The following is a 22,144-nucleotide window of genomic DNA, read 5'->3' as shown; positions in this document are numbered from 1 at the left end:
ACGACAAAGGGAAGGTGATCGGTTTGAAACTATTTTTGGGCGCCATTCAGTGGATGGCATTTTTTATCGCAGCTTCTATTGCCGTACCAATTGCGATTGCACAAGCATTTGAATTGAACCAAGTACAATCGGCAGAGCTGATTCAAAGTACTTTCTTTTCACTTGGTCTTGTGGCGATGGTGCAGTGTTTATGCGGCCATATGCTGCCAATCAATGAAAGTCCAGCAGGGCTTTGGTGGGGTGTGTATACGCTTTATGCCGGCATGACAGGAACAATCTTTGCGACGTATCCTGAAACCTTGCAAGCATTACAAGGGGCTTTAATTTTTAGTGCTATTTTCTTTTTTATTTTTAGTCTATTTAAAATCATCAATTGGCTCGCGTCTTTATTTACGCCAGTCGTCACAGGCATTTACCTGCTGCTGCTTGTTGTGCAGCTAAGTCAGCCAATCATGAAAGGGCTGATGGGGATCGGGTATCGAGGAAATCAAGTAGACGGGCTTGTCTTTTGCTTATCGATCTTGATTATTATCCTCACCTTCATGATCAGCCGCTCAAAATGGCATTACTTGAGGCAGTTTTCTGTGTTATTCGCACTTGCAGGCGGATGGCTGTTATTCGCTCTACTCGGATTGGCGAAGCCAGTTCGAATTCCAGAGCAAATCATCGAGTTTCCGAAGCTGTTTCCATTCGGTATGCCGGTCTTTGACAGTGGATTGCTTGTCACGTCCTTTTTTATAACGATTTTACTCATTGTGAACATGCTGGCAAGTATCCGAATTGTGGAAAGCTCAGTGAAGGCATTTGGTGAACTGCGTGAGCGGAAGAGAGCACGTCCTGCCGGTTTTGTCGCAGCATTTGGTCATTTACTAAGCGGGCTGATCGGTGCGATTGCGCCTGTACCTATTTCGGGGGCAGCAGGATTTATCCAGACAACCAAAATTCCTTCGAGAAAGCCTTTTTTCATAGGAAGTCTGCTTGTTGTTCTCATTAGTTTGTTTCCGCTGCTCATGAGCTTTTTCTCTGCATTGCCATCACCTGTGGGGCTTGCTGTAAACTTTGTGGTCTTCTCTTCTATGATTGGGATTGCGATGTCAGAGTTTGATCAATATGAGAAAGAAGAAATTCCGCGGATTCGCTTTGTCCTTGGGATTGCCGTTTTAGCAGGCGTAGGGGCGATGTTTGTGCCTCAGGGGGCCTTGAAAGGCATGCATCCTGTGCTCATTTCATTATTAAGCAACGGTCTTGTTCTAGGCACGCTCATTGCGATTGTTGTCGATCAGGTCTTGTTACGAAAGAAAAAGAAATCTGACAATCTCGTGTCAACGTAAAGGGAAAGTTGAATGTCGCCCTTCACCCGCGCTATGATAAACATAATTGACGAGATAAGGAGAATGACGAATGAAACTATTTTTCATTTTAGGTGCCATTAACGCCATGCTTGCTGTAGGCCTTGGAGCCTTCGGTGCGCACGGTCTAGAAGGGAAAATCCCTGAAAAATATATTGAAATATGGAATAAAGGTGTTCAATATCAGATGTTCCATGCCATTGGCTTATTTGTTGTCGCTTTTCTTGCAGATAAGCTGTCAGGTGTCTCCTTGGTTCCTGCCGCTGGCTGGGTGATGCTTGCAGGCATTCTTTTCTTCTCAGGAAGCCTTTATGTGCTGGCATTGACTCAGGTGAAGATTCTAGGTGCCATTACCCCCATTGGCGGAGTAGCATTTATCGCCTCTTGGATCATGCTTGTCATTGCAGCAGCAAAAAATTTATAAGCCAAAAACCGATGCTCTCATAGGGGCATCGGTTTTTTCTTAACTCCAGTAAGGAGTATAATTGGGTGGTGCTTGATAATAAGGGACGTAGTGAGAAGGAGGGACAGGATGCGTTTGAGACTCTTCCTCCCGGTGGCAAAATGGTCCGATAAACACGCTTGGTTTCACAGGCTTTGTCGCCTGCTTCCATTGTGTTTCGTTCATGCAATAAGTATGGGCCATGATGTGAGAAGGGGTGAGGGTGAGAAGGTCTGAGCCTAGGATCACTTCAGGTGTAGATGCGTTAAAAATGGCTAACAAATGAGTTCTGTCTTGGAGAGCGACTTCATAGTGCCACCAGCCTTGAGGCACGTTTGCCACCTGTCCAGGTGTAATGGTGTAGGTGTGCAGTTTTTTTGTAAATGGATTCAGCATCGATACGGCAGCAGAACCGGCTATACAATAAACAAGCTCTGCGGCATTTTGATGATAATGAGGCTCTACGACTTTGCTTTTACTCAAATATATATCCAGCAGGGACACTTGATCCAATGAGTTTAATTGTTTTTTTCCTAACACATTAATCAGGTTATGCTGATCGTATTTCACAAGGGGGCTTTGATTCAGGTCGTATGAAAATTTCACATTTGGTGATGTATAATCCAGTTCAACAGTCATTGATGTCACCTCTAGGCTTTTGATAAAAACTACTAGGCATCTTATGAGCCGCGCCCCAGAGGTGTGACAAAAACCTAGACAAAAGAAAAAAGCAAGGGCACCTGAGCCTTGCTTTTGCCATGTATGTCGTTATCTCGGAGAATATGTTGACATTGAATATGGATAGTCGTACTGAATTTCTCCATCAAACGTAATGTAATCAAGATAGATTGTTAATAGTAAGTATCGTGTTCCTGTTTTGTTATCACTAATGATAATGTGGTCACGTCCTGCAGCTTCAATGACGCCTCTAAAAATCTTCGAATTCCATTCTTTACTCGCCTCAAACGTCATATAAATCGTGGCTACCTTGCCGCGGTTCAATCGTAAAATATTTTCAATATAGGACTGCTCAATAGGCAGCTGTCCGGTGACATTTTGCTGATAAATCGGTCCAGAAGGAATTTGATATGGCTGACCGCCGCCTTGCGTTCCTTGGCCTCCTTGTGAAGTGCCGGTAGACGGCATTGGTGAAAACCCCTGTTGCATTTGTCCTTGCATTTGACCCTGCGTTTGGGGAGGGACTGAATAACCCATCTGCTGCGCAGGATACGGATTTGCTCCATATTGTTGCTGGCGGAAATCTTGACCTTCGAAACCCGAACCTTGCCCAAATTGATTTTTCAATTTCATAACGTTCCTCCTCTTTCCTCATGGTGTTCTAAACAGAAGGCGTTTAGGCGCCTGTTGTTTCCATAGCATTCTTTCTCTCTTTCACACTATGAGACAGGAGGGGAGAATATGTACATTGAACGAAAAAAAGGAACTGCTGCGCAATTCCTCAGTGTGTAGACAAACCTTCGCCTTCTATCGGTACTCGTCCTTTTTACATAATCCAGTTTACTGCGTGCTGGACATCAAATAAAAGTGTCACGATGAGAAAAAACGCGGCGAGCGGTGTGATCACAATGATGAAGGCTTGCCATAATCTGAGCTTCATCACAGCGACAATGCCTAAAACAGCCATTCCAAATATCCACGTCTTTGCATATACATCCGTAAGAGTTAAAAGATCGATATAATACCATACTTCATAATGCTGATCTAAATATGGTGTGATTTTAACAAACGTATACGGACCGAGCATCCCAACAGTGGAAATCCAAGTAAGTGCAAATAAAGCAGAAGGGAAAAAGACCGTCAGTGTGCAGGCCTTGAGTATATCTCGATACGCCGTTTGACAGCCGAAAAAGAGACGCCCTAACCACTTGATGATGAGGGCACCGAAAAATAGAATCATATTGCCTGCCAAAATACCATAACCCGCTCCTTGTAACAGAATAAAAGGGAATGGAATATGATTGCCCATATACTCGCTAAAATACCCTTCGTAGATCCAGCCCGTACCGGCGATACTTGCAAGGAGCATCATCAGCCAAATTGGTATATTGGAATGTCGATATGAGCGAATAATCGTTTTTGTCGCGACGAAAATTTTAAAAAATCGAAAAAATCCTTTTACTTCCTCTTCTTGGGAGTGATCATTCTTCATAGCTTCCAATGTTCTTTACTCCTTTAATACACATAAATGATTACTTATATTACCAAAAACTTCACGTTTTTCAAAGAAAGATCAATAAAAAAATACAATTTTATAAAAAATAGGTCACTCTACAGTCTCTTTAAGAGGAGACACATATGATAAACATAGTTTGAAAGAGACCGAGGTGATAATTTTGACAAAAGTAACTGTCATTATGACGAGCTACAACAAGGCGGCTTACGTCGGCAGATCGATTGAAGCGGTCCTGCAGCAGACGCTGTCAGACTTTGAACTTTTTATCATGGATGATGGATCAAACGAAAAAACCCTTGCTGCTATTGAACCGTTTCGCAAAGATCCACGCGTTCACTTTATCCAAAGCGGTGTCAAAACATTGGAAGAGAGAACAGCGAAAACTCGCTATGCCGTGCTGATTAATCAAGCATTAGAACTGGCAAAGGGTGAGTATATTTCCTATGCCACTGATGACAATGTCTATGCCCCGGACCGTTTAGAGAAGCTCACTCATTATCTAGATGCCCATCCAGATAAAGATATTGTCTATTCTAGTTCTAAAGTTATCTATTTAAATAGCAAAAAAGAGCCAGTGAAGGAAATGATTCGGCCGGCGCAAACAGTGCAATGGAATGCTCCCTGCGCCATAGATCATTGCTCTGTCGTGCATCGTGCATCCATCTTATCAAAAATTCATGATGAATTTGGGTCCTACTGGGACGAGAGTCCGCATTTTTATCGAATAGGGGATGCCCGCTTCTTTTTTCGATTAAATCATTTTTATCCGTTTTATCCCTTTGAAGAAATATTAGATACAAATTACATCACAGAACAGTCGATTCATTATCAGCTGGCAGCAGAAGAGAAAAGTGCCTTTATTCATGCACTTCCCGAGCAGTCTACCTGCTGGGATCTCCGCAGTATATTAAAACAAAAATATGGGAGGTGACCTGAAATGTCGCACTATATTCATCATTATTGGCAGGTGTACTTTGAGTATGTGAATCTGATGAAAGATTTGTCCTACAAGGAAATTCCTCTTGGGTTGATCAGCAATTTTTATCAATATATCAGTCCTGAAGTGAGGGAACGCATGGAAGATGAAGCATTTGGTCAAGAACTGACAACCGATTGTCCATTACCGGAAGAGATTCAGCCATTTTTTGATCAGCATAAGCAGCAGATCAAGCGTATCGCTTATCGTCCGGCGAATGGAAAGGTATTGCTTCACTTTGAACACCTGCGTTTTACTGAACAAAATTACAAGCGGTTCCATCCAAACCAAACGGTGGTGCTTGCTCGCTGGAAGAAGGCAGATTATTTCGGATTACCTGTTATCAGTAAGCCGGAATTAACCGGAGAGGTTAATAAAGAAGCCCACGCTGAATATATTGAAAAAGCAAATGCTCTCCTTAAACCTTACGCTCACCACCCTGTCTTTGGCAATGTCTTTTTTAGAGAAAAATTGCGGAAGGACATTGTGCAATTTATTGATGTCATTGACCAGATAGAAGTGCTGTTTCAAATGCAGCCGATTGCAGCTGTTATTGTTGGAACGACGGAGGATGCTTACAGCCGCGTACTCGCTTTGCAAACAGTGAAACGCCAGCTGACGAGTATCTGTCTTCAGCACGGCGCGCTTATGGGAGACGAAGCCTTTTTACCGATTTTCACGACTTGTCATGGAGTGTTTGGAAAGTATGAAAAGGACTGGTATGTAGACAAAGGCTGTCAGCCGGAACAGGTGGAAATCACAGGTCATCCGAGGTTTGATTTGGTGAAGGAGCGAACACCGCTTCAACAGGATCTCATTTTTCGTAAATTGAACTTCAGTCCGGCTAAAAAGACCGTGCTTGTGGCAACGCAGCCGTTTTCTGAAGCCTTCTATGGTGATGTTCTTAAAACGATTGCCAAACGGAAAGACATTCAGCTGATCATGAAGCCGCATCCTTGGGAAATTGCTCGAAATCGATTAAACGACTATGTGTCTATTGAACGAGCGGGAAATCATGTGAAATTGATTAAAAAAGAAATTGACCTGTATGACCTGCTGCCATATGTGGATATCGTGATTACGCTCACATCAACAGTTGGTCTTGAAGCCATGCTTTTTGAAAAGAGTGTGCTGATCGGGAAAATGACAGAAGGCAGAAGATACCCATATTACGAGTCGCTTGGCAGCTATCATATGGAAAACCCTGTTGAACTAGCTGAGAAAGCCATTCGTATTTTGTCGGATGAACAAGAGATGAAGCTGGCAAATCAGCAAGGAGCTCAGTTCATTAAACAACACTATCCGCATGCGCGATCTACCGATGTTCTGCTTTCTCTGCTCAAAATAAAAACTGGTGTGGATTTTCAGAGATGAAGATAGGGGTGTGCAAGCGATATGGGAAAAAAGAGAGCACAATTTCTTCCTTATGCTCTGCCTTTCATTGAACAGGAAGAAATCGATGAAGTCATCGGAACATTAAAGTCCGGCTGGCTGTCAACTGGACCAAAAGTAAGACAATTTGAAGAAGAATTTCAGCAGCTGACCGGTGCAAAACATGCGATCGCAGTCAATTCATGTACGGCTGCTTTATTTTTAGCGTTAAAGGCAAGAGGGATTGGGGCTGGGGATGAGGTGATTACAACACCTCTGACATTCTGCGCAACAGCAAATACAATCATCCATACGGGAGCAGCGCCTGTATTTGTCGATATTGATCCAGCAACACTCAATCTGGATGCAGAGAAAATAGAAGCGGCCATAACACCACATACAAAAGCAATTGTCCCTGTTCACTTTGCTGGTCAATCGTGCGATATGGACCGGATTTTAGCGATTGCCAAAAAGTATGATCTATTTGTACTTGAAGATGCTGCCCATGCTCTTTACACAACGTACCACGGTCAGCCCGTTGGATCGATTGGGGATGCGACCGCTTTTAGCTTTTATGCAACGAAAAACCTAGCGACTGGTGAAGGCGGCATGCTGACAACAAATGATGATGCGCTTGCGGCTCGAATTAGACGACTAGCGCTCCATGGGATGAGCAAGGGAGCGTGGAATCGTTATGGAGAAAAAGGAACGTGGTATTACGAGGTCGAGGAACCTGGTTATAAAATGAATATGTTTGACGTGCAGGCATCGCTAGGACTTGTTCAGCTAAGCCGACTAGATGACATGCAGGCACGGAGAGAACAGATTGCAAAAGAATACAATCAGGCTTTTCAAAAAGAAGCGGGCCTGATCCTGCCGCCTGTGCATCAAGAAGGAAGACATGCATGGCATTTGTATGTACTGCAAGTAAATCCAAAAGAAGCATTCATCACGCGTGATGAACTGATTGATCAACTGCAAAAGGAATATAAAATCGGCACGAGTGTTCACTTTATCCCTGTTCACCTGCACCCATACTATCAACAAACGTATCACTATTCACCAGAGGATTTCCCTGAGTCACTCGCATACTACAAGCAGACGCTCTCACTGCCGCTCTATCCAAGTATGACAGATGAAGATGTGCAGGATGTTATCACAGCGGTGCTGTCTATTTTAAAAGAACAGAAGGCATCATCATGAAGGTCGTTCATTCCATCGATGATCAGGTGCTGGCGGCTTGGCTGGAGAAATACGGCCAACAAGCGGAACAAATGAACGCCTTCAAGCAGTTTGCTCTTGTTAATGGCGCCCAGCTCAAAGCGGTCCTGTTATATGAATGGTCAAAATGGGAAAGCGGCATTTTTGATCAGCATATTTTTCATGTGAAGTTTATAGAAGCGGAGTCAGCGTCAGCTTTTCAAGAATTGATGGAGCGTTTCATCAATTGGATGAGAACAGAAAAATGCGATTTTTTCTTTTTACGTCTTGAAGCGTCTGATCTTGAAAAAAACCGCATCGTCCAAAGGCTGTCACATGTGTACTATGTAGGCGGGCTCACTCGTCTTGAGGCGCCGCCTGTTCAAATGGAAATGCCATCAACAGGTGAAGATGTGGTCATCAGTCTGCCAGATGAAAAGGAATACGATGAGGCGGTGTCACTTGCTCATCAGGCTTTTGGGAAAAGCCGGTATGCACTTGATCCTTTTCTAGATCAGAATGTCGTCCAGCATTTCTTTCAGGAATGGATGAGAAACAATTTACTCGGACGTGCAGATATCAATCTCGCGGCAAAGGTGAACGGTGAAGTCATTGGATTGATTCAAGGTGTAACAAAGGGCGATGAACTGATCCTTGATTTATTGTCCATTAGACCAGATACACAAGGAAAAGGGATCGGAAAAAAGCTGGTTACTGCGATGATAAAAGCCTCGTATGAGAGAGGGCACCGGTTTATGTCTGCTGGAACTCAGATGCATAACACAACCGCGATTCAGCTGTACGAAAAGCTAGGCTTTAGAACAAAAAATGCCTTCTTGTATTACCATGTGTGGCCGAAAAAAGGAGAGAGGTAAGATGGCGCATTTCTATATCGGAGATCGCAAAGTGGGGGATGGTGCGCCTGTCTTTATCATTGCAGAGGCAGGCATTAACCATGATGGAAAGCTGGATCAGGCACTTGCTTTAATTGATGTGGCAAAAGAAGCAGGTGCCGATGCGGTGAAGTTTCAAATGTTTCAAGCTGGTCGGATGTATCAAAAGGAACCGGGTTTGTATGAAACAGCCAAGGGAGAAGAGGTGTCCATTTTTTCTTTAGTAGAAAAAATGGAGCTACCGCCAGAATGGCTCCCGGTGTTATTGTCACGCTGCGCGGAAAAAGGGCTGATTTTTTTAAGCACAGTGTGTGACGAAGAATCTGCGGATCTATTGAATCAGACTGATCCGCCGGCTTTCAAACTGGCATCCTATGAAATCAATCATTTGCCGCTTATGCGTCACACGGCATCTTTTCAAAAGCCCATTATTTTCTCAACAGCCGGGGCAACCATTTCAGATGTCCATGAAGCATATGAGGCGATTACAAGCGAACAAAATCAGCAGGTCGCTATCATGCATTGCGTAGCAAAGTATCCAGCACCTAGAGCTTACACGAACCTGCGAGTGCTTCAAACATTAGCTGCGGCATTTCCCGATGCAGTTATTGGCTTTTCTGATCATAGTGAGCATCCGACTGAAGCGCCAGTGGCCGCTGTGAAGCTTGGGGCAGCAATCATTGAAAAGCATTTTACAGTAGATAAAACGTTACCTGGGGCGGATCATTCCTTTGCTCTTGATCCTGATGAATTGAAGGAAATGGTTCAGCATATTCGAGCGGCAGAAAAGCAGCGGAATCTAAAAGAAGCTGACACTCATTCAGTGCCAGAAGAGCTCCTTGGCAGTTCTTATAAAACGACAACAGCTATTGAAGGCAAGATTCGTGAATTTGCGTATCGAGGCATTTTTACGACAAAAGGCATTGCGAAGGGCGAGACATTGACCGCAGAAAATCTAGCTGTGTTACGTCCAGGACAAAAAAGCCAAGGTCTGCATCCGCGGTATATGGCGATTTTACTTGGCGCAAAGGCTGTCAGAGATATCCCAGCCCATACAGGGGTTTCGTGGAAAGATGTACTCACGCAGGAGACGCCAAATGATTAATGATGTGCTCTTTGTCATACAGGCGAGAATGGGCTCAACAAGGCTGCCCAAAAAGGTGATGAAACCGATCGGCGGTATGGCGCTGATCGACCTGATTGTTGAACGGGTAAAGCAATCAGATCATTACAATCACAAAACGCAGAACCTCATGATCGCCACAACAGTTGAGGCAGAAGATGATCTGCTAGCTCATTATTGTCTCTCAAAGGGATATAAAGTATTTCGTGGCAGTGAGACAGATGTATTGCAGCGATTTGCGCAGATTGTCCGTCATTTTGAACCGAAAATCATTGTGCGTTTAACAGGAGATAACCCATTTATAGATCCGGCCCTTTTGTCGAAAATGCTTGAAAAACATAGACAAGAGAAGGTTGATTACACGTATACGACTGGCACACCACTCGGTATTTCCGGGGAAATGATCGACGCACAGATTTTAAGTAAAATCGACAATTTTCCCCTTACGCAGCCAGAGCGTGAGCATGTCACGCTCTATATCAGAAAGCATCCTGAGCAATTTCATCTGCAATTATTCACACCGCCCAAAGAACTTGCATATCCTGCTTATCGATTCACGATTGATACAGAAGAAGATTATGAGTTTGCGACCCGTTTACTAGAGAAAGCTGGCGGCTCCATTAATGTGCCTACGGCTGAACTCATCACCATTTGCGAACAAGATCCCGATATTGTTCGATTGAATCAATTTGTGAAACAGAAGGATGCTGAATGAACAAGAAAATCATGATTGTTGTGTATGGCGGGTTTTTAAGAGGAATGGGGCATGTTGTCAGAATGAAACGGCTGGCAAATCAACTGCTTCAAGAAGGAAACGACTTATATTTCTATACAAATGAACAGATCTGTGTAGAAATGCTCTCAGGTCCAAATTGGCACGTTCATTTAGTGCAGGAGTCGAAGGCATTCCTTCAGATGGAAAAGGATATAAAAGAGCTGAATCCTGATCTTTTGCTGATTGATGTACTTGAATGTGACCTCCAATTTCTTCGATTGATCAAAGCGTGCTCCGGCTCTGCAAGGCTGGTTTTATTCGAAGAAAATAGAGCAGAAGCGTGTCAGCTTGCCGATGCTGTCGTGAACGGCATTTATGGCGGTCTGGACGAAAAGCACATGCAAGTAGATGGGACAGCATATTTTGATGGAACACCGTATTTATTGTTAGATCAAGAGATAAGCCGATTAAAAGACACATATGAGGTTCGAAAAGAATGCAATAAGGTAGTCATCAGCCTTGGAGGCAGTGACCCGCGAGGATTGTTATCAAAGGCTGTATCAGCACTTCTCAAAGCTGATCACCTACACATTTTAGCGGTTACAGGAAAAGCCTCCCGCATTGAAGAACAAATAGAGGCTGAGCATATTCAATTCATTCGTCATACAGATCAATTACCTGCGCGTCTCTCAGAAGCTGATCTGGCAATAGTGGCTGGCGGGATGACGTTATACGAGGCAGTTTGTATCGGAGTGCCCAGCATTGTCCTTTCACAAGTAGACCACCAAGCAGTGACAGCCGCTCGTTTTGCGCAAAAGGGAGCCTGTCACCATCTTGGATTAGGTGAACTTGTGGATGAAAAAGATATTCGGCGTGCTGTGGAAAGACTGTCCGGCAGCTATTTTCTCCGCAGGAGCATTCATCTCAATGGACGGACACTCATAGATGGAAAAGGAACTGAACGAGTGAAAAACATTCTTATACACCTCATGAATCATCACCAAAAAGAACATAAGGATGTGTAGATGTGAAGGGAGTTATTTTAGCAGGAGGAAAGGGATCACGACTGGCGCCTTTAACGAAGATTTTCAATAAACATTTATTGCCGGTTGGTCCATATCCAATGATTTATTGGTCATTGTTCAAATTGAAGGAAGCAGGGATTTTAGATGTGATGGTCATATCACAAGAAGAACAAATCCCGCTGTTTCAAAAGCTGCTTGAAAGCGATCAGGAACTGGGGATGAACATCGTATATCAGGTACAGCCTGAAGCGTCTGGAATATCAGACGGTTTATCCTATGCAAAGCCCTTTGTAGAAGGGGAGAAGTTTGTGCTGATGCTTGGTGATAATGTATTTGAGGATTCACTAAACCCTTTTGTTGAAGCCTTTCAGCAGCAAGAAAGAGGAGCCAAGGTTTTGTTGAAAGAAGTGGCAGATCCAAAGCGGTTTGGCATTGCAGAAATTGATGCCTCGCGCCAACGAATTTTATCAATAGAGGAAAAGCCGGAGTATCCGCGCTCATCTTACTGCGTCACGGGCATCTATTTTTATGACCAGGAAGTCTTTCAATATATTGAGAGAATCTCACCGTCAGATCGAGGCGAATTAGAGATTACAGATGTGAACAATCTGTATATCTCAAATAGCCAGCTGACCTATGATATGTTAAAAGGGTGGTGGATTGATGCAGGAACACATGAATCTCTCCACCAAGCATCTGCGAAAATGTTTGAAACGATGAAGAAAAAAGAGGGATCCGAATGACGAAGTCTTATTTAATTACAGGCGGAGCGGGTTTTATCGGACTGAATTTTGTGAAGCTGCTGCTTCAGGATACAGATGTCCGGCTCACCGTTTTTGATAAATTAACTTATGCCAGCCATCCAGAGGAGATGGATGAATTATTAAAGTTGTCTCATTTTCGTTTTATTCAAGGGGATATCACCCTTCAGCATGAGCTGGATCAAGCATTTGACGAAGTCTATGATGCCATCATTCATTTTGCGGCAGAATCGCATGTTGATCGCAGCATTGAATCAGCAGAGCCTTTTATTCAAACAAATGTCCTCGGAACGTATCGTATGCTTGAAGCGGTCTTAAAAGGAAAGGCGAAAAAGCTCATTCATATTTCAACAGACGAAGTATATGGAGATTTGGAGCCAGATGATCCTGCTTTCACAGAACAAACACCACTTTCACCGAATAATCCTTATTCAGCAAGCAAGGCGAGTTCAGACCTGCTTGTGAAATCCTATATCCACACTCACCAATTACCCGCGATGATTACACGATGCAGCAACAATTACGGACCGTATCAGCATGAGGAAAAATTAATCCCGACCATTATTAGAAAAGCAGTCAATGGAGAGAACATCCCGATTTATGGAGACGGTCAGCAAATTCGCGATTGGCTGTATGTAGAGGACCATGCGAGAGCTGTGAAGCAGGTGCTCGAAAATGGCACAGCGGGGCAGGTATACAATATTGGCGGCGGCAATGAGAAAACAAATCTCGATTTGACCAAAACAATTTTATCGCAGCTCGGGATCAGTCATGATCAAATTGCGTTTATTCAAGATCGAAAAGGACATGACAGACGGTATGCCATTGATGCCAGTAAGCTAAAAGGCGAGCTCGGCTGGACGCAGGAGACGTCATTTGAAGAGGGTATCGAAAAAACGATCAATTGGTATCGAGCCAAATACGATCAGAGCGAAGAAGGGTGACGGATGAAAGTTTTAATCACCGGTGCAGGCGGCCAATTAGGGAAAGAATTGAGCAGGCAGCTCAAGGAAAAAGACATGACCGTCATTGCCTTAACGAGGAACATGCTCAATATCGCAGACCAGCAAGCGGTCAGACATGCGATGAGACACTATCAGCCTGATATTGTTGTCAGTGCAGCAGCCTATACATCTGTTGATCAATGTGAAACAGAAACCGAAAAGGCGTATCTTGTGAATGGCATTGGCGCCTACTATACAGCATTAGAAGCAAAGCGCGCAGGGGCTGATGTGTTACATGTCAGTACAGATTATGTGTTTGACGGGCAGGCGGACACCCCTTACCAAGTCGATGCACAAGCAGATCCTCAAACCATTTATGGAAAGAGTAAAAAGCTTGGTGAGGAATTGATTCAGCTTTTATCAGACGAAGTGAAAATCATTCGTACCTCGTGGCTTTACGGACATGAGGGGCATAATTTTGTGAATACCATTCTTCGGCTTGCTGAAACGAAGGATCATTTACGCATTGTGAACGATCAGATAGGGTCTCCTACTTATACAAAGGATGTAGCCGAGGCTCTGATTCATTTGTTTGATCAGAAGGCAGGCGTGTACCATGTCAGTAACCGAGAAAGCTGTTCCTGGTTTGATTTTGCGTCAGAAATTGTGATGAAAAGCGGCTTGTCCGCCACAATTGAGCCGATTTCCACGGAAGAGTATGGCTTCCAAACGCCACGCCCGGCCTATTCTGTCTTAGATCTTCAAGCGATTGAAGCCACAGGCTGGCAGCCGAGGCATTGGAAGGATGCACTTCACGAATACTTGCAGAAAGAAGGGAGATGGCATCAGCATGATTGATGGTGTTCAAACGAAAAAACTCATGAAACATTGTGATGACCGCGGCTTTTTTGCAGAGCTCATTCGAGATGATGAACCGATGCTGAAACGCTTTGGTCAGGCGTCATGGTCGAAAAGCTTTCCAGGCGTGATCAAAGCCTTTCATTATCATGAAAAACAAGACGACGTTTGGTTCTTCCCCGCAGGTCATGCACAGGTCGTGTTATATGATTTGCGTGAGGACTCTCCCACAAAGGGGCAAACCGATGTGTATTATATGGGGGAAGACAATCCGATGCTGCTTCTCATACCAAAGGGTGTCGCGCATGGCTACCGTGTATTAGGTGAGACGCCGCTGCAAATTGTGTATTTCACAACAGAATCGTATGACCCGAAAAACCCAGATGAAAAGCGAATCGCCTGGAATGACGAAATGATCGGGTTTGATTGGGAAACGACATTTAAATAGAGAACGAGGGGCCTTTCGCAGGAGAAAGGTCTATTTTTGTTGAAATACATTCTATATGTGTCATTTTATGTATATGTACGAAGCTGATAAGAAAAGGGATGTGGATGAGTTTGTCTAAAAGAATTGCATTTGTAACAGGAGCAAGTACAGGAATTGGAAAGGCCATCGCCATAAAGCTTGCCGCTCAAGACAATGTAAAGATCATCATCAATTCTAGAAATCAATCCTCACTAGAAGAAGCGCAGCAGGACATTGGGCGTATGGCAGAAACAAAGGAGCCGGTGGCTATTTTCTGTGGCGACATGTCAGATGAAGGGGTGAGGGCTGAGGCTTTTGAGGAAATAGAAAAAGAGTTTGGCAGACTGGATGTGTTGATTAATAACATTCCGGGGGGAAAGCCAGATACCTTTGATTCGTGTGAGAGCGAGCAGATGATGGCAGCATTTTCTCAAAAAGCCATTGCGTACATTGATACGATGAAGCGTGCAGTAGCGATGATGAAACGACATGAATATGGCCGGATCATTCAAATTGTCGGGAACCTATGGAAGGAACCTGGTGACCAAATGTTTACGAACAGCATGATGAATGCAGCGATTATCAATGCTAGTAAAAATGCTGCCACACAGCTTGCACCTTCAGGGATCACAGTGAATTGTTTAAACCCGGGATTTATTGCTACAGATCGGTATGAACAATTTATCGGAAACATGATACGTAAACAGGCATTATCGCGGGAAGAAGCTGTACAGGCTGTAGCGTCAGGAATTCCAATGCAACGAGTGGGCTCAGCGAGTGAAATGGCTTCATTGGCCGCTTTTATCGCATCAGAGGAAGCCTCCTATCTTACAGGACAACAAATATCTGTCGATGGTGGAGCGATGAAAAGTATATAGCATCAAAAAAACCGCTAGATGCGGTTTTTTGATCCAGCGTGTAGATAAACCCTCGCATTTGGTGTCAGGTCTGCGTGCCGGTGCTTACGAATGTCAAATTCGCTCCGCTCCGGTACTCGTCCTTCCTAGGGCTGCAAAGGTTTTCTATCACGCTGAAAAGAAGACAAATGGCTAAAATCAAGACCCATTTTAGCCATTTGTCAAAAAAACCCGCTAGATGCGGGTTTTTTGATTAAAGCGAATCGGAAGGATGCGAAGCCGGTCGATAAACAGGGCAAGCTGTTCAATTGGAGCAACCATTGAGATGCGGACATGACGTTTTCCATGTGCTCCAAACACCCCCCCGGGCGTGACAACGACATCGGTATGTTCGAGTAAATAGTCTGCAAATGCATGAGAATGTTCAAACTCATCAGGGATTGGAGCCCATAAATAAAAGGCGCCAGCTGGACGTTCGATGGACCATCCTAGCTGCTTTTCTGCCTGACGGATGAAGAAGTGAATTCGTTCAAGGTAGACCTCTTTTAATGATTGAATGTGACGGTCATCACTTTGCAAGGCGACGGTTGCGGCTTGTTGAAATCCGCCATACATACTAACAAACACATGATCTTGGAAGGCGTTAATGGCTTGGATGATGTCCTCATTACCTACAGCAAAAGCGACTCTCCACCCTGCCATATTAAATGTTTTGGATAGAGAATATAATTCTACTCCTACACTTTTTCCAAGAGGAGCATTCAGAAAGCTTACTGGTTTTTGCTCATAATGAAATGAACCATAGGCAAAATCATGAATGACATGCAGTCCGTGAGCTGATGCAAAATCAGCAGCCTCTTCAAAAAATGCATCATTTGCCACAGCACCTGTTGGGTTATTCGGATAATTTAAGAAAAGAACCTTTGCCTTTTTGAGCACCTCCGGATCAATTGAAGAGAGATTCGGCAAATAGCCATTTTTAGTTTCAAGTTTGATGCAGTAGGGCTTTGCGTCTGCCATCAAGATCCCAGAATGATATTCTGGGTATCCTGGATCGGGGACGAGGGCAATGTCCCCTGGGTCAAGCAGACACTGACTCATGACATAAAGGCCTGTTTTCCCCCCATTGAAAAGGGCCACTTCTTTCTGTGGGTCTATCTCAGTCTCGAATTCTTTTTTGTAGAAATCTGCAATGGCTTGCTTGAAAAAGTCGAAGCCTCTAAAAGGTGCATACTGCTGAAACTCTAAAGTGCCTGCTGCCTCTTGAAGCGCGCTTACGATATGTGCAGGAGTCGGAAGATCAGGATTTCCCTGCCCAAGGTTGATGATGTTCGCCCCGTTTTGTGCTTTATGCGCAATTTTCTCAAAGACGGTTCCAAATTTCTGTTCTGGCAGCCGTTCAATCACGTTAGATGGTAAGATCTTCACCACATTACCCTCTCTTTCTATCCCTTCACTAATTCATCCATTAACTGAATGGCAGCTTGCTTCTGTAAGTTGCGGATGGATGCGGCAACATCCTGTGAGGATGACCCTTTTAATTCAAGCGACACGATGCCATTAAAGGCTTCAAATAAAGAGAGATCCACAAAGGTGCCTTTAGATGGGACGGATTCACTGACGATCACAGTATCTCCAACTAAAGCATCCTGCGGAATATGGACATGATCAATGGTGATATGTGTGGCCTCTGCCGGTATGTGTCCGCTTTCTTTGAAATGCTGAGGGTATAAATGGCAGTCTGCTATATAATGCGTATGTCCAGAAAGCAGCTCTTTTGGCAGATTCGCTTTTTTTCCATCGACTAATACATCGATCAGCAGCTTGGCCATATCCACACCAAACACTTTTTTGATATTCGGAATCATATTCCAGCCAGCAAATCTAGCTGCGGATTCGATCAGTCCTGTTTCTCGATTTTTCATGAGCTTGATCTCTGTATGGGTCGCACAGTTTTCAAGTCCCAGCCCTTCATTTGCCTTCTTAGCTGCCTCAATGATGATTTGCTGGGCTTCATTGTCTAAGATCGAGGGGGTAATATGAGCCGTTTCTGTAAAACCGATTTGAGGGGTCTTGTCATGTATGACAAAAGGGACATATTCTCCCTCCAAGACGAACCCTTCTACACTGACATAATCAGAATAGCCACCCTCTTGATACCAATCCTCGTAAGCACCCTCTAAGTACGTTTCAGCGACAAATGGTGCTTCATATGTCACAGCGTTTGGGACGGGAATCGTTTGCAAGTAGGATTGTACGTTTAAAAAGAGATCATCACTGCCCGCTCTGTCATGAAAAAGGGTCACGCCAATCGAGCTTGCTAAATATGTAGGCTTTAAAATAAGCGGTGTTCCGATATGTTCAATAGCTTGCTGGAAATCAGCTAAAGTGGTGACAGGCTGAGTTTTCACCGTTTTGACACCAGCAGCGTTGAATGCAGCCCTCATTTGACTTTTATCACGTGCCATTTCAGCTGCTTTTACCCCAGCGCCGCGCAGCCCCAGACGCTCAGCTGCTTTTGCCATTGGTGCAATGAATAATTCATTATTGGTGGTGATGGCATCAGCTTTGAAAAAGGAAGCCACACGGACTAGGTCATCTACCACTTCTTCCTCTGATTTCAGATAATCATCATGTGCCCAGTAAATAGAATCAGGGTGTTCAAAAGAAGGGTGTGTCTCAAAATAATCACGATCTTTGATGACGGCAATGGAGTATTTTTCGATTAGTTCAGCGTGACCCTTTGTAATGGCAAAGGGTCTCGGGATGTAAGAAACGATATGATAAGATGCCGCCACGCTTTCATAAAACATATGGGGCGGGCATCCTCCTAAGTCAGCAATGACAAGTACGGTTTTTTTACTCAATGAAAGCACTCCTTTTTATCTAGCGGTGTATCCGCCATCTGCTGTGACAACACTTCCAGTCATATAGCTGGATAGATCAGAGGCGAGAAACAGCATCACGCCCGCAATTTCTTCAGGTTTTCCGAGGCGGAGTAAGGGATTCACCTTTGCTTTTTCCTTTTTGACAACCTCAAGACTTTCTGAATGATTGTCTAAAAAGGATTTTTCATTTAATGGCGTATCAATGATGCCTGGGGCGATACAATTCACCCTGATTTGATGAGCGGCATAGTCGATCGCCATCGATTTGGTGAGCTGGATGACACCGCCCTTTGTTGCGTTGTATGCAGGAATGTCAGGCCAGCCAACGAGACCTCCGACAGATCCAGTATTAATAATACTTCCGCTTTTCTTCTCAAGCATATGCGGCAATGTATGCTTACTCATGAGAAATACACCCGTCAGGTTGACCTGTAGAATGTGGTTCCAATCCTCCAATGTCATCTCGTGAATAGGTGAGACAATTTCGATGCCTGCATTGTTAATCAACACATCAATTGTCCCGAATTGGTTCAGCACGGATTGAACGGTTTTTTGACAGTCAGCCTCATTTGTAATATCTGTTTTGAAAAACGCAGCATGTTCATGAGGCAATGATTCAACAAGTTGTTTACCGCTATCTTCATTGATATCAGCCACAGCTACTTTTGCTCCGTGTTCAAGGAAAAGCTTGACGGCGGCAAGCCCAATCCCAGACGCACCTCCTGTAATCAGGACGACTTTTCCGGCAATGTTCATTTCTTCACCTTAGACGCTTTTGGCTTTAAGCGGTTATAGCGTGGAGGGAAGAAGAGATTAATAGACTTTGATGCTTCTGGCTTTGGATTAATGGCGCCGTGATCTTCTTTTGGATCACAGAAGTAGGTCGTGCCAAATTCCATCTTCTCTGTAAAGCCTTCAATCGTCATATCGTATCCACCGCTAATGCAAATCCCAATTTGTTCATTACGGTGCTTATGAAAAGGCATTTCCCCGCCATTCCCCGGAATGTTGGCAATCATAAGCTCCATCCAGTCCTCCACAAAAAAGGTCACTTCCATGCCAGGAAGCAAATCACGCGTTTTGAAAATGTCTAAGAAATAAGTAGGAGGAGCCGTATATTCCTCGCCATCTTTTAATCTCTTAATATCAATGGCGATCACTTCTTCATCTGTCAAATTCGATGCGGCGTGAGGAACGAATGGTGGTGCAATATAGGCTGATTCTAATGGGGTGAGCACTTGTGTCGATTGGCCGACCGTCATTTGAAGCTCGCCTTTTAATACGATGCCGATTTGTGCTTCTGGATGCTCGTGAGGTTCGATGATCGTGTGAGGAGGGACGTATGAAATTAACACTTCCGTATCGCCTCTGACAGTAGAATATTGGATGACACCATTATCCCATTCTCGTTTTTTCGCTTGAGGAAAATATAATTCTTGCACCTTTTGTTCAGTTGTCATGTTTACATCTCTCCTTTTCCGAATATAGACCAGCTCATAGGAATGCTTTTAAATGTTCGAATGAAGGTGAGGCCGTATGTAGCTCTAGCCACCTCATTGGTTAAAGCGAAATCAAATTCGCCGTCTCTTACTTTTTGTGCGGCTGTACTTGTGGAATTGACAAGCTCAAATTCAGCATTTTGATGAATAAAATATTGAATCAAATTCACAGGTGCAGGATGAGAAACAATTTTTAAATGGTGAAGCATTTGTTCTTGAAAGGGGAAATCTGGTCTGACAGCCAAACCATACATGGGCGTGTCACATCTGAATATTTGTAAAAGCTGCAGGTCAGGTCTCATGTAGAAGTGTTTAATTCCTTCGTATGCGTGTGGAACGAGAGTGTATTGGAGTGCGTTAGAGAGAGTATGTTCAATGCAAGTTTCGAATGTGTCGTAAAGGGATAGTTTCGTATGAGTGCCGAGAGTAGTGGTGGAATGAGAGATGAAATGTTTTGCTGCATATTCACTGCTTGTCCCCTTAGGGCCTAATGTATTGACTGTAAACATCTTAGGTGAAACGATGGGCTCTTCTTTGAAATGAAAAACATCATTCTTTAAGATCATGTTTACCATCCAATCTTTTTCAAATTTTTACTAGATTATAAAAAATAAAATTGGTAATTGTCAACAAAATTTATAAAAAATGTATTTTATGATGATATTAAAAATTGATCTAAAAAACTGCACATATCGAGATGTGCAGTGAAATGAGCTCACGTTTCAAATGTGTTTTTATGTTTCTGCTGTAAGGTTTTTTCACGTTTATAGCTGATGAAGCTGATGAGAAAACCAACGAGCGTAATGAGTGCACATACAAGTCCTACCGTATGATAGCCGAAATGGACATAAACAGGTCCCATCAAAGCGGACCCAAGCATAACGGCTAGATTGGAAGCAAGGCTGTAAAAAGCCATCACTTTGCCTCGGTGGGTTTGGGAGCAGTCGCTCAGGACGGTGCTCAAAAGCGTGACGGATAAACTTTGCATGGCACCCCAAATAAATAAAGCGAAAATGAGCAATGTCCATGAGAACGGTGCATAAGGAAGTAAGGCAAGAACGAGCGCAATCCCGCCCAGCACAAAGAAAAGAGACCGTGTTTTGCCAAACCAATCTGCTAATTTCCCGGTAAATATACTCATGGAAAAACCAACGCCATAAGCCATGATCAGAAGTCCAGCTGTTGATTGCCCTCCGGAAAACAAACTTTGCAGGTAAGCTCCTAAAAATGAGTACATGCCATAAAATCCAAGCATGTTACAAAATGTCACGGTCAAATAGGCAGGGACACGGTCGATTTTCAAAGCCCCCCATAAAGAACCTGATTTCTCCCTAGCTTGAGGTGCCTTCTTATCAGCTGTGGCGACTTGTTTTCTAGATTCAAGGATGACGAGCAGCAGGACAACGAGACTCATCATGGCGAAAATCCAAAATGTCCAGCGCCAGTTCAAACTTTGACCGATAAAAGCGCCAATAGGCACACCAAGGACAAGAGAAAGAGACCAGCTCGATACAATGAGTCCCATCACTTTGCCGCGATATTCGTAGGGAACCCGGTCGCCCACAAGAGCATAGGCTGTTGGCACAAATACACCAGTCGCCAGCCCAGAAATAGCACGGCCTGCAAAAAACACGGCCAAATTTGGGGCAGCAGCACACATCACTGTTCCAATCAAAAAGAAAGACAGCCCAATTATTAAACACAGCTCTCTTGAATACCGGTCCCCTAAAGGAACGAGAAGCGGAGCTCCAACCAGCACAGCTAACCCATAAATGCTGATGGAAAGAGCGAGAACATCAAGAGAGTGCTGAAATGAGTTTGATAAATCAGGCAGCAGTGGTGAAATCACCAGTTCCTCCGATCCCGCCGCAAAAACGCCAAGTGTGAGTGCGATGGCAAGTGTGATGGGAAATGTTTTAGAAGCCTGGCTGTCTAAAGATTCTTTCATCAAGTGATCCCTCCATACTTGCTTTTTCATTCAATTCCGTTAAAATAAATTCTACCATTATTTAGTTTTATTTTACATTTCGCATCATAAGTATTATCATCAAATACTTTTCAAATGGAACGATTTTTGGATAGGAGAGGTACGAATGAAAATCACCGATGTTGATGTGCATATTTTAAATGAATTGAGAGAAGATGCCCGCTTATCCATGAGGGAATTGTCCAAACGAGTGAATTTATCAGCACCTGCGGTAGCAGAAAGAGTGCGTAAATTAGAGGACGCAGGGATTATCGAAGGGTATTCTGTTCAGGTCAATTATAAAAAATTAGGGCTTCTGATTGACTGCCTGCTGGAAGTTACGGTGTTAAATGGGGAGTATCAGCGTTTTGTGGCTTTTATGAACGAGCACCCACGCGCTTTTTTTGCTTATCGAGTGGCAGGACAGTCTTGCTTTTTCATTAAGCTGTCAGTTTCGTCTCTTGAAGAAATTGAAGCCTTTATTCAAGAAGTGTCTGGATTTACAAAAACCGTCTCCCATATTGTCTTGTCAGAGCACTCTTTTTCTCACCCTATTCAGGAACGCTTGAAACAAATAGAAGAGCCAGAAATGACTGTGATGAAATAAAAAAGGACCT

24 protein-coding genes are annotated in these 22,144 nt (G+C 43.8%); 15 read left to right on the top strand and 9 right to left on the bottom strand.

What is annotated here, in order from left to right; all coding sequences use genetic code 11:
• Positions 1-23: 23 nt before the first annotated feature.
• Together NSQ72_RS17705 and NSQ72_RS17700 are read left to right on the top strand one after the other, a co-directional pair.
• On the top strand, positions 24-1,331 hold the full coding sequence (locus tag NSQ72_RS17705) for a purine/pyrimidine permease (protein ID WP_041087711.1): 1,308 nt from the start codon (positions 24-26) through the stop codon (positions 1,329-1,331).
• A gap of 70 nt (positions 1,332-1,401) precedes the next feature.
• Complete coding sequence (locus tag NSQ72_RS17700) at positions 1,402-1,773, top strand: DUF423 domain-containing protein (protein ID WP_025093833.1); 372 nt, start codon at positions 1,402-1,404, stop codon at positions 1,771-1,773.
• 39 nt (positions 1,774-1,812) lie between these two features.
• Here NSQ72_RS17700 and NSQ72_RS17695 read toward each other — a convergent pair whose 3' ends face one another.
• The 3 genes from NSQ72_RS17695 to NSQ72_RS17685 all read right to left on the bottom strand — a co-directional run bounded on the left by NSQ72_RS17695 (position 1,813) and on the right by NSQ72_RS17685 (position 3,961).
• The gene (locus NSQ72_RS17695; protein ID WP_039182316.1) at positions 1,813-2,430 is read right to left on the bottom strand and encodes a cupin domain-containing protein; all 618 of its coding nucleotides are present in this window, start codon (positions 2,428-2,430) and stop codon (positions 1,813-1,815) included.
• A 129-nt stretch (positions 2,431-2,559) separates the two neighbouring features.
• Positions 2,560-3,102, bottom strand: a complete 543-nt coding sequence (gene gerQ / locus NSQ72_RS17690; RefSeq protein WP_034660388.1) for a spore coat protein GerQ — start codon at positions 3,100-3,102, stop codon at positions 2,560-2,562.
• Between the two features lie 193 nt (positions 3,103-3,295).
• The gene (locus tag NSQ72_RS17685) at positions 3,296-3,961 is read right to left on the bottom strand and encodes a YIP1 family protein (RefSeq protein ID WP_231730911.1); all 666 of its coding nucleotides are present in this window, start codon (positions 3,959-3,961) and stop codon (positions 3,296-3,298) included.
• 184 nt (positions 3,962-4,145) lie between these two features.
• Here NSQ72_RS17685 and NSQ72_RS17680 point away from each other — a divergent pair, with 184 nt between their 5' ends.
• From NSQ72_RS17680 to NSQ72_RS17625, 12 genes are all read left to right on the top strand, one after another.
• A complete protein-coding gene (locus NSQ72_RS17680; RefSeq protein ID WP_058838495.1) occupies positions 4,146-4,916 on the top strand; it encodes a glycosyltransferase family 2 protein in 771 nt (256 codons plus the stop codon).
• A gap of 6 nt (positions 4,917-4,922) precedes the next feature.
• On the top strand, positions 4,923-6,335 hold the full coding sequence (locus NSQ72_RS17675; protein ID WP_341084844.1) for a capsular polysaccharide export protein, LipB/KpsS family: 1,413 nt from the start codon (positions 4,923-4,925) through the stop codon (positions 6,333-6,335).
• Between the two features lie 21 nt (positions 6,336-6,356).
• Positions 6,357-7,535 (top strand): DegT/DnrJ/EryC1/StrS family aminotransferase, encoded by a 1,179-nt coding sequence (locus NSQ72_RS17670; RefSeq protein WP_260774987.1) that lies wholly within the window; start codon positions 6,357-6,359, stop codon positions 7,533-7,535.
• A complete protein-coding gene (locus tag NSQ72_RS17665; protein WP_268501936.1) occupies positions 7,532-8,407 on the top strand; it encodes a GNAT family N-acetyltransferase in 876 nt (291 codons plus the stop codon). The genes NSQ72_RS17670 and NSQ72_RS17665 overlap by 4 nt, the downstream gene beginning before the upstream one ends.
• Before the next feature lies 1 nt (position 8,408).
• Positions 8,409-9,530 (top strand): N-acetylneuraminate synthase family protein, encoded by a 1,122-nt coding sequence (locus NSQ72_RS17660; RefSeq protein WP_341084842.1) that lies wholly within the window; start codon positions 8,409-8,411, stop codon positions 9,528-9,530.
• Positions 9,523-10,263: a cytidylyltransferase domain-containing protein gene (locus NSQ72_RS17655; RefSeq protein WP_064498865.1), complete on the top strand. Its 741-nt coding sequence runs from the start codon at positions 9,523-9,525 to the stop codon at positions 10,261-10,263. The genes NSQ72_RS17660 and NSQ72_RS17655 overlap by 8 nt, the downstream gene beginning before the upstream one ends.
• Positions 10,260-11,288 (top strand): PseG/SpsG family protein, encoded by a 1,029-nt coding sequence (locus NSQ72_RS17650; RefSeq protein ID WP_064498866.1) that lies wholly within the window; start codon positions 10,260-10,262, stop codon positions 11,286-11,288. The genes NSQ72_RS17655 and NSQ72_RS17650 overlap by 4 nt, the downstream gene beginning before the upstream one ends.
• A 2-nt stretch (positions 11,289-11,290) precedes the next feature.
• Positions 11,291-12,031: a sugar phosphate nucleotidyltransferase gene (locus NSQ72_RS17645; RefSeq protein WP_099663781.1), complete on the top strand. Its 741-nt coding sequence runs from the start codon at positions 11,291-11,293 to the stop codon at positions 12,029-12,031.
• Positions 12,028-12,993, top strand: coding sequence for a dTDP-glucose 4,6-dehydratase (gene rfbB, locus NSQ72_RS17640; RefSeq protein WP_039182292.1), 966 nt, complete (start codon positions 12,028-12,030; stop codon positions 12,991-12,993). Before NSQ72_RS17645 ends, rfbB begins: the two co-directional genes overlap by 4 nt.
• Positions 12,994-12,996: 3 nt before the next feature.
• Complete coding sequence (rfbD, locus tag NSQ72_RS17635; protein ID WP_341084838.1) at positions 12,997-13,851, top strand: dTDP-4-dehydrorhamnose reductase; 855 nt, start codon at positions 12,997-12,999, stop codon at positions 13,849-13,851.
• Positions 13,844-14,299: a dTDP-4-dehydrorhamnose 3,5-epimerase family protein gene (locus NSQ72_RS17630; RefSeq protein WP_058838504.1), complete on the top strand. Its 456-nt coding sequence runs from the start codon at positions 13,844-13,846 to the stop codon at positions 14,297-14,299. Before rfbD ends, NSQ72_RS17630 begins: the two co-directional genes overlap by 8 nt.
• A gap of 104 nt (positions 14,300-14,403) precedes the next feature.
• A complete protein-coding gene (locus tag NSQ72_RS17625) occupies positions 14,404-15,195 on the top strand; it encodes an SDR family oxidoreductase (RefSeq protein ID WP_341084835.1) in 792 nt (263 codons plus the stop codon).
• A gap of 213 nt (positions 15,196-15,408) precedes the next feature.
• Here the strand turns inward: NSQ72_RS17625 and NSQ72_RS17620 are convergent, their stop codons facing one another.
• The 6 genes from NSQ72_RS17620 to NSQ72_RS17595 form a co-directional block, all read right to left on the bottom strand.
• Complete coding sequence (locus NSQ72_RS17620) at positions 15,409-16,602, bottom strand: pyridoxal phosphate-dependent aminotransferase (protein WP_058838600.1); 1,194 nt, start codon at positions 16,600-16,602, stop codon at positions 15,409-15,411.
• A gap of 17 nt (positions 16,603-16,619) precedes the next feature.
• Positions 16,620-18,041, bottom strand: coding sequence for an ATP-grasp domain-containing protein (locus NSQ72_RS17615; protein ID WP_341084834.1), 1,422 nt, complete (start codon positions 18,039-18,041; stop codon positions 16,620-16,622).
• 15 nt (positions 18,042-18,056) lie between these two features.
• Positions 18,057-18,818: a glucose 1-dehydrogenase gene (locus NSQ72_RS17610; protein ID WP_058838507.1), complete on the bottom strand. Its 762-nt coding sequence runs from the start codon at positions 18,816-18,818 to the stop codon at positions 18,057-18,059.
• Positions 18,815-19,522: a cupin domain-containing protein gene (locus NSQ72_RS17605; protein WP_341084832.1), complete on the bottom strand. Its 708-nt coding sequence runs from the start codon at positions 19,520-19,522 to the stop codon at positions 18,815-18,817. The genes NSQ72_RS17610 and NSQ72_RS17605 overlap by 4 nt, the downstream gene beginning before the upstream one ends.
• A gap of 2 nt (positions 19,523-19,524) precedes the next feature.
• The gene (locus tag NSQ72_RS17600) at positions 19,525-20,127 is read right to left on the bottom strand and encodes a bacilysin biosynthesis protein BacA (RefSeq protein WP_024423797.1); all 603 of its coding nucleotides are present in this window, start codon (positions 20,125-20,127) and stop codon (positions 19,525-19,527) included.
• A gap of 149 nt (positions 20,128-20,276) precedes the next feature.
• Positions 20,277-21,509, bottom strand: a complete 1,233-nt coding sequence (locus NSQ72_RS17595) for an MFS transporter (RefSeq protein WP_144468046.1) — start codon at positions 21,507-21,509, stop codon at positions 20,277-20,279.
• Positions 21,510-21,654: 145 nt separating this feature from the next.
• On the opposite strand from NSQ72_RS17595, the gene NSQ72_RS17590 reads away from it, so the two are divergent.
• The gene (locus NSQ72_RS17590) at positions 21,655-22,134 is read left to right on the top strand and encodes an Lrp/AsnC family transcriptional regulator (RefSeq protein ID WP_047202792.1); all 480 of its coding nucleotides are present in this window, start codon (positions 21,655-21,657) and stop codon (positions 22,132-22,134) included.
• Positions 22,135-22,144 lie beyond the last annotated feature (10 nt).

The sequence above is a fragment of the Bacillus sp. FSL R5-0659 genome (assembly GCF_038008785.1).
Taxonomy (GTDB): Bacteria; Bacillota; Bacilli; order Bacillales; family Bacillaceae; genus Bacillus; species Bacillus safensis.
The sequence above is the reverse complement of the archived record's forward strand: the minus strand, read 5'-3'. Positions and strand labels throughout refer to the sequence as shown.

What these genes read in the sequence shown, in the direction of transcription:
- NSQ72_RS17600 (WP_024423797.1), bottom strand. Translation starts at nt 20,127, where the DNA reads ATGATCTTAAAGAATGATGTTTTTCATTTCAAAGAAGAGCCCATCGTT.
- NSQ72_RS17655 (WP_064498865.1), top strand. Translation starts at nt 9,523, where the DNA reads ATGATTAATGATGTGCTCTTTGTCATACAGGCGAGAATGGGCTCAACA.
- NSQ72_RS17625 (WP_341084835.1), top strand. Translation starts at nt 14,404, where the DNA reads ATGAGTTTGTCTAAAAGAATTGCATTTGTAACAGGAGCAAGTACAGGA.
- NSQ72_RS17630 (WP_058838504.1), top strand. Translation starts at nt 13,844, where the DNA reads ATGATTGATGGTGTTCAAACGAAAAAACTCATGAAACATTGTGATGAC.
- NSQ72_RS17610 (WP_058838507.1), bottom strand. Translation starts at nt 18,818, where the DNA reads ATGAACATTGCCGGAAAAGTCGTCCTGATTACAGGAGGTGCGTCTGGG.
- NSQ72_RS17650 (WP_064498866.1), top strand. Translation starts at nt 10,260, where the DNA reads ATGAACAAGAAAATCATGATTGTTGTGTATGGCGGGTTTTTAAGAGGA.
- rfbB (WP_039182292.1), top strand. Translation starts at nt 12,028, where the DNA reads ATGACGAAGTCTTATTTAATTACAGGCGGAGCGGGTTTTATCGGACTG.
- NSQ72_RS17595 (WP_144468046.1), bottom strand. Translation starts at nt 21,509, where the DNA reads ATGAAAGAATCTTTAGACAGCCAGGCTTCTAAAACATTTCCCATCACA.
- NSQ72_RS17700 (WP_025093833.1), top strand. Translation starts at nt 1,402, where the DNA reads ATGAAACTATTTTTCATTTTAGGTGCCATTAACGCCATGCTTGCTGTA.
- NSQ72_RS17660 (WP_341084842.1), top strand. Translation starts at nt 8,409, where the DNA reads ATGGCGCATTTCTATATCGGAGATCGCAAAGTGGGGGATGGTGCGCCT.
- NSQ72_RS17685 (WP_231730911.1), bottom strand. Translation starts at nt 3,961, where the DNA reads ATGAAGAATGATCACTCCCAAGAAGAGGAAGTAAAAGGATTTTTTCGA.
- NSQ72_RS17695 (WP_039182316.1), bottom strand. Translation starts at nt 2,430, where the DNA reads ATGACTGTTGAACTGGATTATACATCACCAAATGTGAAATTTTCATAC.
- NSQ72_RS17675 (WP_341084844.1), top strand. Translation starts at nt 4,923, where the DNA reads ATGTCGCACTATATTCATCATTATTGGCAGGTGTACTTTGAGTATGTG.
- NSQ72_RS17670 (WP_260774987.1), top strand. Translation starts at nt 6,357, where the DNA reads ATGGGAAAAAAGAGAGCACAATTTCTTCCTTATGCTCTGCCTTTCATT.
- NSQ72_RS17665 (WP_268501936.1), top strand. Translation starts at nt 7,532, where the DNA reads ATGAAGGTCGTTCATTCCATCGATGATCAGGTGCTGGCGGCTTGGCTG.
- NSQ72_RS17590 (WP_047202792.1), top strand. Translation starts at nt 21,655, where the DNA reads ATGAAAATCACCGATGTTGATGTGCATATTTTAAATGAATTGAGAGAA.
- NSQ72_RS17605 (WP_341084832.1), bottom strand. Translation starts at nt 19,522, where the DNA reads ATGACAACTGAACAAAAGGTGCAAGAATTATATTTTCCTCAAGCGAAA.
- gerQ (WP_034660388.1), bottom strand. Translation starts at nt 3,102, where the DNA reads ATGAAATTGAAAAATCAATTTGGGCAAGGTTCGGGTTTCGAAGGTCAA.
- rfbD (WP_341084838.1), top strand. Translation starts at nt 12,997, where the DNA reads ATGAAAGTTTTAATCACCGGTGCAGGCGGCCAATTAGGGAAAGAATTG.